Below are 14,809 nucleotides of genomic sequence, written 5' to 3'. Positions count from 1 at the left end.
GGAAGGCGGATGGATGCGTGTCCAAGAGCGATTGCGTATCGCTCGATGCCCTCAGAGCATGGTCAGGCCGACACCGTCACCCGGTGGTTCGCCGTTCGAGGACCTCCAGCACCCGCCGGAGCGCCGGGTTCTTGGCCTGCTTCGCCCACAGCAGGTGCAGCTCCACCGGCTCGGGCACCGCCGTCTCCAGCCGCACGAACCCGACGCCGTCGATAGGCAACCGGGCGGCCGAGCCGGGGACGAAGGCGATGCCGCGACGGGCCGCCACGAGCCACAGCATCGTGAGCACCTGACCCACCACGTGCACGGCGTTCTCCGAGGCAACCGGGACGACGCCCACCACGAGGTCGTAGAAGTACCGGGCCCGGGTCGGCGAGTGCATGACCACCGGCTCGGTGGCGAGGTCGGCGGCGGTGGCCGGTCGTCCGAGCTCCAGCAGGCGGTGGCCGACGGGGGCGGCCACGAGCATCGGCTCGCGGTGCAGCAGGCGGGACTGGAAGGTCTCGGCGTCGAACGGCGGGCGGGCCAGGCCGAGGTCGATCTCCTCGTCGAGCAGCGCGGCCACCTGCTCGCGCGTCACCATCTCGGCCAGGTCGACGTCGACGTCGGGCAGCTCGCGCGCCAGTTCGTTGAGCAGACCGCCCAGGACGCCGTAGGTCGAGGCGGCTGTGAACCCGATCCGGACGACGCCACTGGACCCCGACGACACCCGGCGGGCCAGCTCGGGCGCCGAGTCCGCCAGCGCCAGCAGGCGCCGCGCCTCGGCCAGGAACACCTGCCCCGCCGCCGTCAGGGCGACTCGCCGGTTGTCGCGCTCCAGCAGCTGTGCGCCGACCGCGCGCTCGAGCTTCTGGATCTGCCGGCTCAGCGGAGGCTGCGTCATCGCGAGCCGGGCCGCGGCCCGGCCGAAGTGCAGCTCGTCAGCGACGGTCACGAAGCCGCGGAGCTGCTCCAACGTGAAGCCCATGCACGCAAGGTATCGATCCTCGGGACTTCTCTGCATCACTGGAATGGAGCACGCCGTCGCCGGGGCTCTCCACGGTTTCCTCACCCGGGCTCTCGGGGACACTGCTCCTCGTCCCCGCCCGTCCCGCCAAGGAGCCCGCATGACCGTCCTCGTCGGATTCGTCCCCACCCCGGAGGGGCGCGCTGCGCTCGACGCAGGGATCGCCGAGGCGGCCCGCCGCGGCGAGGGAGTGCTGGTGCTCAACTCCGCGCGCGGCGGCGCCCCGGTCAGTGTGGAGGTCGCCGACGAGGACACCGTCCGCGACATCACCGAGCGGGCCGAACGCGCCGGTGTCGCACTCGAGCTCCGGCAGGGGATGCGCGACGGCGAGGCGGCCGACGAGGTGCTGCGCGTGGCGCGGGAGGTGGACGCGTCGGTGATCGTGATCGGGCTGCGCAAGCGCTCCCCCGTCGGCAAGCTGCTCATGGGCAGCAGCGCGCAGCGGATCCTCCTCGACGCCGACCGTCCGGTCCTCGCCGTCAAGCCGTGAGCCGCTCCGCGACCGTCAGATCCCGAGGACCGCGCGGGCGATGAGGAAGTAGACGATCAGGCCGGTCGCGTCCACGAACGTGGTGATGAACGGCGCGCTGACGACTGCCGGGTCCACCCCCACCCGCCGGGCGAGCATCGGCGTCAGGGCCCCGGCGGTGGTGGCGAGCGTGCAGACCACCAGCAGCGCGGAGCACAGCACCACGGCGATCTCCACCCCCACCAGCCAGGCGGCCGGCGCGAAGCCCACGAGCCCGAGCAGCGCCCCCAGCAGCGCGCCGGTGGCCATCTCGCGACCCACCACGCGCGGCAGGTCGCCGAACCGCACGTCGCCGACGGCCATGGCCCGGATGACCGTGGTCGCCGCCTGGGCACCGGTGTTCCCCCCGGTGCCGATCAGCAGCGGGACGAACAGCGCCAGCGCCACCACCTCGGCGAGGACGTCCTCGAAGTAGTCGAGCACGTTGACCGTCAGCGTGGCCGCGGCGATGAGCACCAGCAGCCAGCCCACCCGGCTGCGCGCCAGGCCCACGACGCCCGCCGTGAGGTAGGGCCGGTCGAGCGGTTCGGCACCGCCGGCACGGGCGATGTCCTCGCTCTCCTCCGCCTCGAGCACGCGCATGGCGTCGTCGACGGTGAAGAGCCCGACCAGCCGGCCCTCCCGGTCGACCACCGGCACCGCGACCAGCCCGTGGTCGCGCAGCACCCGCGCGGCCACCTCCTGGTCGTCCTCGGTGCGCACCACCACGGGCTCGGTCATCACGTCGTCGACCCGCGCGTCGGGGTCGCTGACGAACAGCCGGCGCAGGGACACCACCCCGACGACGCACCGTCCCGCCCCGATCACCGGCAGGGTGTAGATCGTCTCGGCGTGCGGCTCCTCGCTGCGGGCGATCGCCAGCGCATCGGCGACCGTGCTGCCCACCGGGACGGAGACCACCTCGGGGGTCATGCGCCGGCCCGCGGACTCCTGTGGGTACCCGAGCAGCTCCGTGGTCATGGCGCTCTCCCGGGCATCGAGCCCGGAGAGCAGCCGCGCGGCGACGGTGGCCGGCAGCTCGTCGAAGAGGTTCGCCCGGTCGTCGGGGTCCAGCCCCGTGATCAGCTCCCGGGTCGACTCCTCCCGCAGCGTGTCCAGCAGTTCCCGCTGGAGCGCGGGGTCGAGGTCCTCGAACACCGCCAGGGAGCGGTCCTTGGGCAACAGGCGGAACACCACCGCCCGCGTCGTGGGATCGACCCGTTCCAGCTCGTCGACCGTGCTGGGGACGTCCAGCTCGGCGAGCACCTCGTGCAGCGCGCGCAGATCACCCGCCCGGGCGAGCTCGCCGAGATCGGCGGTGGTGTCCATGGCCCCTGTCTACCGGCCCCGGCCGGGGTCCTGCCCCTCAGGAGCCGACGGGCACCGGTAGCGCGGCGCGGCGCGGCGCGGCGCGGCGACGATCACACCCACCTGCCCGCCCGGGCGGGGTCCTGGCGTGCCAGGCTCGTCGGCGATGACCGCATGACCGCGTGGGAGATGGTGGCCGTCGCGGTGGCGGGCGTCGCGGCCGGTGGCATCAACGCCGTCATCGGTTCCGGGACGCTGGTCTCCTTCCCGGTGCTCGTCGGGGTGGGCATCCCCCCGGTCCCGGCCACGATCAGCAACTCGCTGGGCCTGATCGCCGGCAACCTGACCGGCTCGATCGGCTACCGGCGTGAGCTGCGCGGGCAGTGGCCCCTGCTGCTGCGGCTGATCCCCGCCTCCGTCCTCGGCGGGCTCACCGGCGCCTTCCTCCTGCTGCACCTGCCCGCCGCGACGTTCGAGGCGGTGGTGCCGGTGCTGATCGCGCTCGCCGTCGTCCTGGTGGCCGCGCACCCGCTGGTCCGGCGCCGGCTGGCCCGGCGGGGGGCGGACGAGCGACGCACTCCCCGCATCGGCCCGGGACGGCACGCGGCCCTCGTCGGCACCGCCTACCTGACCGGCACCTACGGCGGCTACTTCGCCGCCAGCCAGGGCGTGATCCAGATCGGCGTCTTCGGCCTTCTGCTGCGGGAGCCCCTGCAGCGGCTCAACGCGATCAAGAACGTGCTGACCCTGACGGTGAACTCGGTGGCGGCCGGCGCCTACGTGGTGGTCGCCACCGACCGGGTGCTCTGGTCGGCGGCCGGGCTGCTGGCCGTCGGCTCGCTGGCCGGCGGGCACGTCGGCGCCCGCTACGGACGGCGACTGCCCGAGCCGGTGCTGCGGACGGCGATCGTCGTCCTGGGCGTGGTGGCGATCGGGGTGCTCGTCTCCCGGTGAGCGTCCTCGAATTCCTCTTCCTCGTGGCCGCCGGCGTGGGGGCCGGGCTGACCGGCAGCATCGCCGGGCTCGCCTCGCTGGTGAGCTACCCCGCGCTGCTGGCCACCGGCCTCTCTCCGGTCGCCGCCAATGTCACCAACACCGTGGCGCTCGTGCTGAACAGCGCCGGGTCGGTCAGCGCCTCCGGGCCGGAGCTGCGCGGCCAGGGACGACGGGTGGGGCGGCTGGCCGTGGGGGCGGTGCTGGGCGGCGCCGCCGGCGCCACGCTGCTCCTGCTCACCCCGTCCGCGGCGTTCGAGCGGATCGTCCCCTGGCTGGTCGCCGGGGCGTCCCTCGTCCTCGTCCTGCAGCGCTCGCCGCGCGAGCTCGCCGTCGAGGGGATGGCCGCGCAGGCGGCGACCCCCGACCCGCGGTGGCTGCCCGTGGCCACCTTCGCCGTCGCCGTGTACGGCGGGTACTTCGGCGCCGCCGCCGGCGTCATGCTGCTCGCGCTGTTCCTCCTCGGCACCGGCGAGGGGCTGGCCCGCAGCAACGCGCTGAAGAACGTCATGCTCGGCATGGCCAACGCGGTGGCCGCCGTCGCGTTCGTGGTGCTGGCCCCGGTCGCCTGGACCGCGGCGCTGCCGCTGGCCCTCGGGCTGTTCGCCGGCGGGCGCCTGGGGCCGCGCGTCGTGCGCCGGGCACCGCAGACGCTGCTGCGCCGGCTCATCGCGTTGGCCGGCCTGGGGCTCGCCGTCCACCTGGGCGTCCAGGCCTACCTCTGAACGAGCCCCGCGCCCGGCGGGTGCAGCCCGGTCGTGGTCAGGCCGCGCCATGACCACGACCGGCGCCCGCCGGCTCGGTCAGCCGGCGACGTAGGCCGAGAGGAACAGCACGAACGCGCTGACCAGCAGCAGCAGCCGGGCGGGCGTCAGCCCGTTCACCAGCCCCGCCGTCGCCTCCACCCACTGCGGCCGCACCCCGGCCTCCCGGGAGCGCTGGCGCACGATCCGCACCTCGTCGGCGAGCAGGACGCCGGCGGCGCCGAGCAGGCCGAGGCCGACGACGGCGAACGCCAGCGCCAGCCGGTCGTCGAAGGCGTCCGCCGAGCCGGCGAGCAGCAGCACGACGACCAGGCCGAGGAACAGTCCGAGCAGGCCGCCGGCGACCGGGGCCCAGGGGCCCATGACGATCATCGGGCCGCGCCGTGGCTTGCGGGGGGCCGGTCGCACGCTCACCGGTGCGGTGGCGTGCCCGACCGTGGGCGTGCCTCCCGGGTCGTCGACCGGTGTCGGGTCGGGCAGCGGCGGGACGGGCCCGGCGGCTCCCGCTGCGGTGGCACCGGCGCCGGCGCCGTCGGCGCTCGGCTCGGGCAGGGACATGGTCTGGTCTCGTTCGCTCATCGCACTCACCTCACGGGCCACGCTAGGCACAGGTGCACCGCGAACGCCGCAGGACACCCCGCCGCCGCGGCGTGGGTCATCCCTCACCCTCCCCGGGCACGGGAACGCAGGTCAGCGCGTGACCGGCCGGGTGCAGTCGGCCACCGCCGCGCTCAGAGCAGCCGGCGGCTCCCCTGCCGCACCACCCGCAGCCAGCGGTGCCCGTAGCCGTCCAGCGCCAGCTCCACCGCGCCGTCGTCGGCCACCGGGGTGGCACCCTCCTGCAACAGGTCGTGCAGCCCCGCACCGCCGAGGTCGGGCAACCGCAGCGGGACCGTGCACGGCTCGGCGCCCAGGTTGTGGACGGCGATCAGCGCCCCGTCGTCCCAGGCGCAGCGGTGCGCCAGCACGGCCGCGTGCGGCTGGTCCAGCAGTTCGAAGCTCCCCCAGCCCAGCTCCGGCGACTCCCGGTACCGGCGGATCAGCAGCTTCATGAACGACAGCAGCGAATCCGGGTCGCGCCGCTGGTCGGCGACGTTGACGAACTCGGGAGCGAACCCGCCGCGGACCACGGGTCCGGGCAGCCGGTCGGGCCCGGCCGTCGAGAAGCCGCCGTTGACCCCGTCGTCCCACTGCATCGGCGTCCGCACCGACTGCCGCCCGTCGGCGGAGAGCTCCTCTCCCATGCCGATCTCCTCCCCGTAGAAGAGCACCGGGGTGCCGGGCAGGGCGAACATGAGGCTGTAGACCAGCCGGATCCGGCGCGGGTCACCGGCCAGCATCGGCGGCAGCCGCCGGCGCAGCCCGCGGCCGTAGAGCTGCATCCGCGGGTCCGGGCCGAAGGCGGCGAAGACCTCCGCGCGCTCGTCCTCGGAGAGCTTGTCGAGGGTCAGCTCGTCGTGGTTGCGCACGAACGTGGCCCACTGGGTGTCCGAGGCGATCGACGGCCGCGACCGGAGGGCCTCGGTGAGCGGGCCGGCGTCACAGCGCGCCAGGGACAGGTACATCGCCTGCATGCCGACGAAGTCGAACTGCATGGTCAGCTCGTCGCCGTCCGGGCCGCCGAAGAACGTCACCTGCTCCTCGTAGGGCAGGTTCACCTCGCCGAGCAGGATCGCCGGCCCCGACCGCCGGGTGAGGAACCGGCGCAGCGCCCGCAGGTACTCGTGCGGCTGCGGCAGGTCGTCGGCGGCGGCGTGCTGGGTCTCCAGGAAGTACGGCACCGCGTCCACGCGGAACCCCGAGAGCCCCAGCTGGAGCCAGAAGCCCATGATCTTGGCGATCTCGTCCCGGACCCGCGGGTTGGTCACGTCCAGGTCGGGCTGCTCCTTGTAGAAGCGGTGCAGGTACCACTCCCCCGTCTCCTCCGAGAGCGTCCAGATGCCGCCCTCCTGGTCGGGGAAGACCACCTGGTCGCTGGTGTCCGGCGGCTCGTCCGCGCGCCACACGTAGAAGTCGCGGAACGGGGCGTCGGTGCTCCGGCGCGCCGACTCGAACCACGGGTGGTGGATGGAGGTGTGGTTCACCACCAGGTCGGCGATCACCCGGATGCCGCGGTCGTTCGCCGTCCGGATCACCTCGACCAGGTCACCGTGGGTGCCCAGCCGCGGGTCGACGCCGTAGAAGTCGGTGATGTCGTAGCCGTCGTCGCGCTCGGCGGTGGGGTAGAAGGGCATCAGCCACAGGCAGGTGACGCCGAGGTCGGCCAGGTGGTCGATCCGCTGGGCGAGGCCCGCGAAGTCGCCACAGCCGTCGCCGTCCCAGTCCAGGTAGGTCTCGACGTCGAGGCAGTAGACGACGGCGTTCTTCCACCACAGGTCGCTGGTGTCGGTGATCCTCACCCCTGCACCGCCTCGACGGGGCCGGGGGCGGTGACCCCGAGCTGCGGCAGCACGTGCTCGCCGAACGCGTCCAGGAACGGCCGCTGCTCCTTGCCGACGTGGTGCAGGTACACCGCGTCGAAACCGAGCTCCAGGTACTCCTGCAGCCAGGCGGTGTGCTGCCCCAGGTCGGCCGACACCCGGACCGGCCCGATGACGTCGCCCGGCCGCACGTGCGCGCTGGCCTGCTCGAAGGCCTCCGGGCTGTCGAGGTCCCAGCACAGCGGCGGCGGGAAGACGTTGCTGCGCCACTGGTCGTGCGCGATCGCCAGGGCCCGGTCGGGGTCGGGGTCCCAGGACAGGTGCACCTGCAGGGCCAGCGTGCCGCGCCCGCCGGCATCGCGGTAGGCGGCCACCACCTCGCGCAGCTTGTCGGGCGGCTGGTTGATGGTCACCAGCCCATCGGCCCATGCCGCGCCGTTGCGTGCGGTGGCCACGCTGACGGCCGGGGCGATCAGCGCCGGAGACTGCTCGGGCAGCGTGTGGATCTTGGCCCGGTCGACGGTGACCAGCCCGTCGTGGCTGACCTCCTCCCCCGCGAGCAGCGCCCGGATGACCGCCACGCACTCCAGCAGCCGGGCGTCCCGCACCGACTTGCGCGGCCAGGCGTCGCCGGTGACGTGCTCGTTCATCGCCTCGCCGCTGCCCAGGGCGACCCAGAAGCGCCCCGGGAACATCGCGCCCAGGGTGGCGATCGCCTGGGCCACGATCACCGGGTGGTAGCGCTGCCCGGGCGCGTTCACGGCGCCGAACGGCAGCGACGTCGTCGCCATCGCCGCCCCCAGCCACGACCACGCGAACCCCGACTCGCCCTGCCGCGGGTTCCAGGGGGTGAGGTGGTCCGAGCACATCGCGGCGGTGAACCCCACCTCCTCGGCGTGCCGGACGGCGTCCAGCAACGCGGCGGGGTGCACCTGCTCGTGGGAGTTGTGGAACCCGATCACCGGCATGGCCCGATGCCTACCCGAGTCCCGACGGCGCGGCCACGTGGGACGCGTCAGGGTCGATCACGAGCCGGCGCCGGACGAGAGCGGCGCCACGCCGGTCCGGACTGCGAGCCGGGGCGCACCCGGCGAGGATCGCGGGGTGACGACGAAGCCGACCACAGACGACTGGGGCATCGATGCGAGCTGGCTGGACGCGCTGGACGAGGAGCACCAGGTAGCCCAGGAGACGATCGAGCAGCTGCGCGCCGTCATCGGCGAGCCGCCGGCCGACCTGGAGGACCGGGCGCCGATCGTCGCCCGGCCCGGGGACGCGCTCGAGGTGGACGAGGCCGACGTCGTCTGCGAGGACGGCGAGGTCCGGCACATCGACGGCGAGCTGCCGGAGGACTTCCCGCTGGGCTACCACTGGCTGCAGTCCCCGGAGGGCCGCCGGCGCCGGCTGATCGTGTCGCCCGGACGCTGCTGGCTGCCCGAGGACCGCGCGTGGGGCTGGGCGGTGCAGCTGTACGCCGCCCGCGGCCGGGACAGCTGGGGCATCGGCGACCTCGGCGATCTGCGGGCCCTCCGGCAGATGGCCGACGAGCAGGGGGCGGGGTTCCTGCTGATCAACCCGCTGCACGCCGTCGCCCCGATCGCGCAGCAGGAGGCCAGCCCCTACCTGCCGGCCACCCGCCGGTTCCGCAACCCGATCTACCTGCGGGTGGACGAGGTGCCCGGGGCCGACGCCGTCGACCTCGAGGCCGACGCCGGCCGCGCGCTGTCCGAGGGGCCGCTGATCGACCGCGACGCGATCTGGGCGCGCAAGCGCGAGGTGCTCATGCGGATCTTCTTCGCCCACGGCGGCGGGGAGGCCTTCGCCCGCTGGCGGGAGGAGCGCGGGCGGACGCTGCAGGACTGGGCGACGTGGGCGGCGATCACCGAGGAGCACGGCGCCGACTGGCACGCCTGGCCCGAGGAGCTGCGGCGCCCGGACGGCCCGGCCGTCGCGGCCTACGCCGAGCGGCACGGCGCCGTCGTGGCCTTCCACGCCTGGCTGCAGTGGGCGCTGGAGCTGCAGTTCACCGCCGCCGCCGAGGGCATGACCGTCATCCAGGACCTGCCGATCGGCTTCGCCGGCGGCGGCGCGGACGCGTGGACGTGGCAGGAGGTGCTGGCCGACGGGGTCAGCGTCGGCGCGCCGCCGGACGCGTTCAACTCGGCCGGCCAGGACTGGGGCTCCCCGCCGCTGATCCCCTGGCGGCTCCGCGACGCCGACTACGAACCGTTCATCCAGTCGATCCGGGCCACCATGGCCGGTGCCGGTGGCCTGCGGATCGACCACGTCATGGGTCTGTTCCGGCTGTGGTGGGTGCCGGCCGACGGGAGCGCGGCGGACGGCGCCTACGTCCGCTATCCGGCCGAGGACCTGCTGAACATCGTCGCCCTCGAGAGCCACCGCGCCCAGGCGCTGGTGGTGGGTGAGGACCTCGGCACCGTCGAGGACGGGGTCCGCGAGGCGATGGCCGAGCACGGGGTGCTGTCCTACCGGCTGCTGTGGTTCGAGGACGACGCCCCCGCGGAATGGCCGGCCGAGGCCATGGCGGCGATCACCACCCACGACCTGCCCACCGTGGCGGGGCTGTGGACCGAGGCCGACGTCGACGAGCAGCGGGAGCACGGCACGGGCACCGAGGAGGAGCTGGAGCGCGGCCGGCAGTCGCTGCTGGCGCACCTCCCGGGGCTCTCCGACGACGCCACGGTCGAGCAGGCGGTGGAGCAGGCGCACGCACTGCTGGCGACGGCGCCGTCGTTGCTGCTGTCGGCGACGCTGGACGACGCCGTCGGGGAGCAGCGCCGGCCGAACATGCCCGGCGCCGACGACCGTCCCAACTGGTCGCTGCCGCTGCCCGTGCTCGTCGAGGACCTGCCGGGCCACCCCCTGCTGCAGACGGTCGCCCGGACCCTGCGAGCCGGTGTGGCGCCCGCCCACGCGGACTGAGCCACCAGGCCCGGGGCACCGACAGCCGGAGGCCGGCCCCTCATGGGGGCCGGCCTCCAGCCGTCGTGCAGGAACGGGGCCGGCCGACCTCGGCGGCCGGCCGGCCCCGGGCTCAGCCGCCGGCGCGGCTGCGGACCAGCTCGGTCACCTCGACCTGCACCGTGGCGGTCACGCCCGACCTGGGGGCCGTCGCGACGATCTCGCCCGCACCGGCCGGAACCCGCTGCGGGATGCGCACCAGCGCCGCGCCCGCCCCGTCGGCGTCGGTCCGCAGGGCGCCCAGGCGGGCACCACCCAGGGACAGGACGACCCGCTCGTGCGCCGCGAAGCCGGTGACCGACACCGTGACCCGGTCACGTGCGGTGACGGTGGTGTCCGACACGGTCACCTCTGCGGCGGGCGCACCCGGCTCCTCCGCCTCACCGAGGCTGACCCGGCCGGTGTAGTCCTCCGGGCTCAGCGGCGAGTTGTCCTCCAGGTACGCCTGGAAGGAGTCGAAGTCGATCAGACCCGTCCCCTCCGTGACGCCCTCGGCGAAGACGGTGAAGTTGTCACCGCCGGAGGCCAGGAAGCTGTTCGTCGCCACCCGGTAGGTCGCGCCGAGGTCGATCGGCTCACCGGAGATGCGGATGCTGTCGACGATGATCCGCGCACCAGCGGGCGCCTCCGGGTCGTAGGACCAGGTGAGCTCCTCCGACGTGCCCAGCGCCAGGAACGGCCGGGAGGCACCGGCGGGCTGCCACTGCTGCTCGAGTACCTGCACCAGCTGGGCACCGGTCAGCGAGACGACGACCAGGTCGTTGGCGAACGGCGTGACCGCGTTGGCCTCGGCCAGGGTGATCTCACCGTCCTCCTCGTACAGCAGGTCGGCCCGCAGGCCACCCGGGTTCACCAGGCCGAGGTCGGCCGGCTCGATCGCGCTGAGCTCGGTCCCGTAGACGTAGGTATCGGCCACCAGCCCGCCGAGGGCCGAGTACGACCCGCGGTCCTCGGTCCCGTCGTCGGTGAAGGCCCGGGTGATGTCGCCCGTCACCTGCCCGACCACCTGGCTACCCACCTCGTCGGCGTATGCCTCCGCCGCCGCCACGATCTCGGCGACCTCGGCGACGCTCGGGTACGCGGCGACGAGCTCCTCGGCCGGCCGCTCGGTGAGCGGCAGGTTCTCGACCGTGAAGGCGGTGACCTCGTCGGTCGACTCCTCGTAGGTCAGCGCGATGCGCCCGAGCGCGTCCCCGTAGGACCCGGTCTGGATCACCGGTCGGGTGCCCTCGCCGCCGGGGACCGGCGCCTCCCACGCGTAGCTCTGGTGGGTGTGACCGGTGAAGATCGCGTCCACCTCGGCGTCGACGCCGGTGACGATCGCGGCGAACGCGGTGTCGGCGGCGAGCTGCTCCTCCAGGGAGTCGCTGCCCGGAGCGCCCTCGTGGGCCACCAGGACGAGCACGTCCGCCTCGTCCCCGGACCCGTCGGTGAGCTCCTCGACGACGCGGTTGGTCGCCTCGACCGGGTCACCGAAGGTGATGCCCTCGATACCCGCCGGCGAGACCAGCGAACGGGTCTCCTCGGTGACGACACCGATCACACCGACCGTCACGCCGTCGGCGTCGAGCAGCGCGTACTCCGGCAGCGCCGGGGCCCCGTCCTCGCCGTAGACGTTGGCGCCGAGGTAGGGGAAGCCGGCCAGGCCGCTCTCCCCGTCGACGCCGACCCGGCCGGTCAGGTCGTCGAACCCGCGGTCGAACTCGTGGTTGCCGACCGCCGAGGCCTGCAGCCCCATCTCGTTCAGCACCTCGAGGGTCGGCACGTCCTGCTGGACGGAGGAGACGAACGGCGAGGCGCCGATGTTGTCACCGGAGGACAGCAGCAGCGTCGCGTCGACGTCCTCCCGGGCCCGCTGCTCCTCGATCGTGCCCGCGAGAGCGACCGCCTCGCCCAGCCGGCCGTGGAAGTCGTTGATCCCCAGCAGCTGCAGCTCCGTGACGCCGTCCTCGTCGCCACCCCCGGCGGTCTGCCCCGGGTAGGAGATCGGGAACAGCGACTGGTAGCCCTGCCCGTCCACGTTCTTGTAGACGCGGATCGTGGCGGTGCCCGCCGGCAGCTCGGCCAGCTGCGTGTTCACGGTGAAGTACGCCGCGGCGCCGGGAGCCACCGTCTGCGCCTCCGACTGGCCGTAGTCGGTGAGCAGCCGCGCCTGCACCGGCACGCTGTCGGTGTTCCGGAAGTGACCGGCGATGTAGGCGACCTGGTCCTGCGGGTGCACCCAGCTGTTGCCACTGGCCTCCCCGGTCGGGTCGCCGACCCCCGGTCCGGGCTCGCCCGGACCGCCCAGGTCGAGCCCGACCAGGATCGGGTCGTGGTCGCTGGACCGGAACTCGTCCGCCGCGTAGAGCGCAGGCGCGCCGTCGTACTGGTAGGCGAACGACTCCACCGAGTTGATATTCCAGTGAGCGACGTCGGTCACCTTGGCCGTCAGGCTGTCGGTGGCCATGGCGTGGTCCAGCGAGCCGGACATGTCGTCGAAGACGTAGCTGTAGCGGCCCTCGTCGAACTGGGTGCCCAGGTCGGTCAGCCCGGCCTCCCGGAGCACCTGGATCGGGTCCTCCTGGGAGTAGGCGTTGAGGTCACCGAGCACCATCACGTCGTCGTCGCCGGTGGTCTCCCGCAGGCTCTCGACGAAGCCGGCCAGCGCCTCCGCCTGGCCGATGCGGTCCGGGTTCGAGGCACCCTGCCCGTCGCCCTGGTCCGCATTGGCCCCCTCCCCGCTGCCCTTGGACTTGAAGTGGTTGGCGATGACGGTGAACGCGTCGCCCTCGGCCTCGAACGTCTGCGCGAGGGGCTCGCGGGCGTTGTCGAAGTTCTCCTCGTCGACCAGCCCGACCGGCTCGCCCACCGGCGACACGGAGGCGGGCTGGTAGATGATCGCGTTGCGGATGACGTCGCGATCGACGGCCAGGAGCTCGTCCGGGAACGCCGTGAACGCCCACTTGTCGGTGCCGGCGTCCTCGTTCAGCCGGGACACCAGGTCGGCGACCGCCTGGTCCGGCGTGCCGTCGCCGTAGCCGGTGGAGGCGGTGTCCTCGATCTCCATGAGGGCCAGGACGTCCGCGTCCATCTCGTTGATGGCGGCGACGATCTTGGCGGCCTGCAGCTCGAAGGCCTCGGCGGTCTCGGCGCCGCGAGCGGTGCTGCTGTCGCCGAAGGTCAGGAAGTAGTTCAGCACGTTGAAGGCGCCGACCTGGATGTCACCGCCGACCTCGTCGGGCGACTCCGGCCGGGTGTTCTGCGGGGCGAAGACCCCTTCGGCCGTTCCGTCGGCCGGGAACAGCCGCCAGTAGTCGAAGCCGTAGCCCAGGACCAGCGGCTCGGTGAACTGGACCGGGTCGCCCACCCGCACGGGGGTCTCCGGCGTCAGGTAGGGCGCCGTCTCGGGCGTGACCCGCCCGCCGACGGCGTCGTCGAGCACGATGCGGCGCAGCGCGTTCTCCTCGGCGATCGCCTCGGCCGCCTCACCGGGGCGCGCGAGCTCCGTCGGCTGCACCAGCAGACCGCCCTCGGACAGGGTCAGGTCACCGAAGCGGGTGAGGTCGTAGACCTCGCTGACCGTGAGCTGGTCGACCGGCTCGACGAGCATCCCCTCGAGGCGCTCGCGGGCGGCCTCGTCGGCGGGCAGGTCGAGCGGCGCCGCCGGCGGCAGGTCCGCGGCGGTCCCCTCGGCACACACCTCGGCGGTGTTGCCGTCGCCGATCTGGGTCTGCGCGAAGTACTCCTCCGCCGGGCCGGTCACGGCGACGGTGTCGCCGAGGTCGACCTCCAGCGGGCTGAACACGAAGATGCCGTCGGACGTGGCGTCGTCCCCGTCCCCGTCGGCGTCCTGCAGGAAGAAGCCGGACATGCCCGGCAGGTCGCCGACGACGACGCCCCGCACGGTGACCTGCTGGCCGGCGAGCGGGGTGGCGTCCCCCTCGCCCTGCACGGCGCCGATCTCGTGCGTGGGCGTGACCCCGCAGGCGTCGCCAGGCTCCTCGGGCTCCTCCGGCCCGGCACCGTTGACGACCCCGCGGGTGGACGGGGACGGGCCCGTCCACTCGTCCGTGTCGAGGTTCCGGGAGAGCGACCACCCGGCCGGCGTGCTGCTGCCCTCCGCCACTCCGATGTCGCTGCTCACCATCCCGGCGGCCGGACCGGAGGTGGCGACGAAGCTCCCCTCGTAGGAGAGGAACTCGACGACGGTGCTCCCGTCGAGGAGGGCCAGGCCGTCCGGCGCGCCGTTCTGCAGCCCCGGCGCGTCGACGGCCACCACGGCGGGGGCGTCCGCGGGCGCGGTCACGTCCCCGAGGTCGATGGTCCCGTACGGGGCGCGGTCGTTGCCGTTGTAGAGCACGACCGAGAGGTCCGCGGAGCTCCCGCCGGGAGGCAGGTGGATCTCGACGAACTCGCCGGTGTCAGCGCCGTCGTTGTCGTAGTGGATCTCGGAGATGACGGGGGCCGTGGGCGCCGCGTGGGCGACGGCGGGCATGCCGACGACCGCGACGGACGCGGCGGCGGTACCGAGGCAGGCACGGCGGGCGATCGCACCGGCGGTGCGTCGCTGCGGTGGAGTGCCGGCTGGATCAGGCACGCAGGTTCCTTCCAGAGTGCGGGTGGACGCCGGAACCGTAGGAAGCGGTTGTGACCACTCGGTGACGAACGGGTGACGTCGGCGCCGACGCGATCGACCCCCCGGGCGCCGTAACTACCCGGTGTCATCGGAGATATGCGCACTGCAATGGGATGGGCGCCACGACCGAGGTCGCATACGCCCTCCGGGACAGGTCGGACCACCACCGGATCCGGTGACGCTCGCCACTCCCCACTGGCACGAACTGTT

Annotated in this window: 10 protein-coding genes; 4 read left to right on the top strand and 6 right to left on the bottom strand. The window is 73.7% G+C overall.

Annotation, left to right across the window (positions count from 1 at the left end):
- Window positions 1-76: 76 nt before the first annotated feature.
- Window positions 77-967 (bottom strand): LysR substrate-binding domain-containing protein, encoded by an 891-nt coding sequence (locus tag ACI799_RS13270; RefSeq protein WP_456588715.1) that lies wholly within the window; start codon window positions 965-967, stop codon window positions 77-79.
- A 139-nt stretch (window positions 968-1,106) separates the two neighbouring features.
- On the opposite strand from ACI799_RS13270, the gene ACI799_RS13265 reads away from it, so the two are divergent.
- Window positions 1,107-1,496 carry a universal stress protein gene (locus ACI799_RS13265; protein WP_456588714.1) on the top strand — a complete coding sequence of 130 codons (390 nt, stop codon included), beginning with the start codon at window positions 1,107-1,109 and terminating at the stop codon, window positions 1,494-1,496.
- Between the two features lie 15 nt (window positions 1,497-1,511).
- Here ACI799_RS13265 and mgtE read toward each other — a convergent pair whose 3' ends face one another.
- Window positions 1,512-2,843: a magnesium transporter gene (gene mgtE, locus ACI799_RS13260; protein ID WP_456613259.1), complete on the bottom strand. Its 1,332-nt coding sequence runs from the start codon at window positions 2,841-2,843 to the stop codon at window positions 1,512-1,514.
- 153 nt (window positions 2,844-2,996) lie between these two features.
- Between mgtE and ACI799_RS13255 the strand changes: the two genes are divergently transcribed.
- Window positions 2,997-3,776, top strand: a complete 780-nt coding sequence (locus ACI799_RS13255; RefSeq protein WP_456613258.1) for a sulfite exporter TauE/SafE family protein — start codon at window positions 2,997-2,999, stop codon at window positions 3,774-3,776.
- On the top strand, window positions 3,773-4,540 hold the full coding sequence (locus ACI799_RS13250) for a sulfite exporter TauE/SafE family protein (protein WP_456613257.1): 768 nt from the start codon (window positions 3,773-3,775) through the stop codon (window positions 4,538-4,540). The genes ACI799_RS13255 and ACI799_RS13250 overlap by 4 nt, the downstream gene beginning before the upstream one ends.
- A gap of 78 nt (window positions 4,541-4,618) precedes the next feature.
- On the opposite strand, the gene ACI799_RS13245 is transcribed toward ACI799_RS13250, so the two are convergent.
- The 3 genes from ACI799_RS13245 to ACI799_RS13235 form a co-directional block, all read right to left on the bottom strand.
- Window positions 4,619-5,158, bottom strand: a complete 540-nt coding sequence (locus tag ACI799_RS13245) for a hypothetical protein (RefSeq protein WP_456613256.1) — start codon at window positions 5,156-5,158, stop codon at window positions 4,619-4,621.
- Window positions 5,159-5,310: 152 nt separating this feature from the next.
- Window positions 5,311-6,978, bottom strand: a complete 1,668-nt coding sequence (locus ACI799_RS13240; RefSeq protein ID WP_456613255.1) for an alpha-amylase family protein — start codon at window positions 6,976-6,978, stop codon at window positions 5,311-5,313.
- The gene (locus ACI799_RS13235; protein ID WP_456613254.1) at window positions 6,975-7,967 is read right to left on the bottom strand and encodes a TIGR03885 family FMN-dependent LLM class oxidoreductase; all 993 of its coding nucleotides are present in this window, start codon (window positions 7,965-7,967) and stop codon (window positions 6,975-6,977) included. The genes ACI799_RS13240 and ACI799_RS13235 overlap by 4 nt, the downstream gene beginning before the upstream one ends.
- A gap of 136 nt (window positions 7,968-8,103) precedes the next feature.
- Between ACI799_RS13235 and malQ the strand changes: the two genes are divergently transcribed.
- Window positions 8,104-9,942: a 4-alpha-glucanotransferase gene (gene malQ, locus ACI799_RS13230; protein WP_456613253.1), complete on the top strand. Its 1,839-nt coding sequence runs from the start codon at window positions 8,104-8,106 to the stop codon at window positions 9,940-9,942.
- Between the two features lie 112 nt (window positions 9,943-10,054).
- Here the strand turns inward: malQ and ACI799_RS13225 are convergent, their stop codons facing one another.
- Window positions 10,055-14,560 carry an ExeM/NucH family extracellular endonuclease gene (locus tag ACI799_RS13225; RefSeq protein WP_456613252.1) on the bottom strand — a complete coding sequence of 1,502 codons (4,506 nt, stop codon included), beginning with the start codon at window positions 14,558-14,560 and terminating at the stop codon, window positions 10,055-10,057.
- Between the last annotated feature and the right edge of the window lie 249 nt (window positions 14,561-14,809).

This window comes from Blastococcus sp. SYSU DS0753 (assembly GCF_054051175.1).
This window is presented reverse-complemented; position numbering and strand designations above follow the sequence as displayed.

Bases quoted from the DNA above. Each gene is read 5' to 3' on its own strand.
- ACI799_RS13245 (WP_456613256.1), bottom strand. From the start codon at position 5,158: ATGAGCGAACGAGACCAGACCATGTCCCTGCCCGAGCCGAGCGCCGAC.
- ACI799_RS13235 (WP_456613254.1), bottom strand. From the start codon at position 7,967: ATGCCGGTGATCGGGTTCCACAACTCCCACGAGCAGGTGCACCCCGCC.
- mgtE (WP_456613259.1), bottom strand. From the start codon at position 2,843: ATGGACACCACCGCCGATCTCGGCGAGCTCGCCCGGGCGGGTGATCTG.
- ACI799_RS13255 (WP_456613258.1), top strand. From the start codon at position 2,997: ATGACCGCGTGGGAGATGGTGGCCGTCGCGGTGGCGGGCGTCGCGGCC.
- ACI799_RS13265 (WP_456588714.1), top strand. From the start codon at position 1,107: ATGACCGTCCTCGTCGGATTCGTCCCCACCCCGGAGGGGCGCGCTGCG.
- ACI799_RS13270 (WP_456588715.1), bottom strand. From the start codon at position 967: ATGGGCTTCACGTTGGAGCAGCTCCGCGGCTTCGTGACCGTCGCTGAC.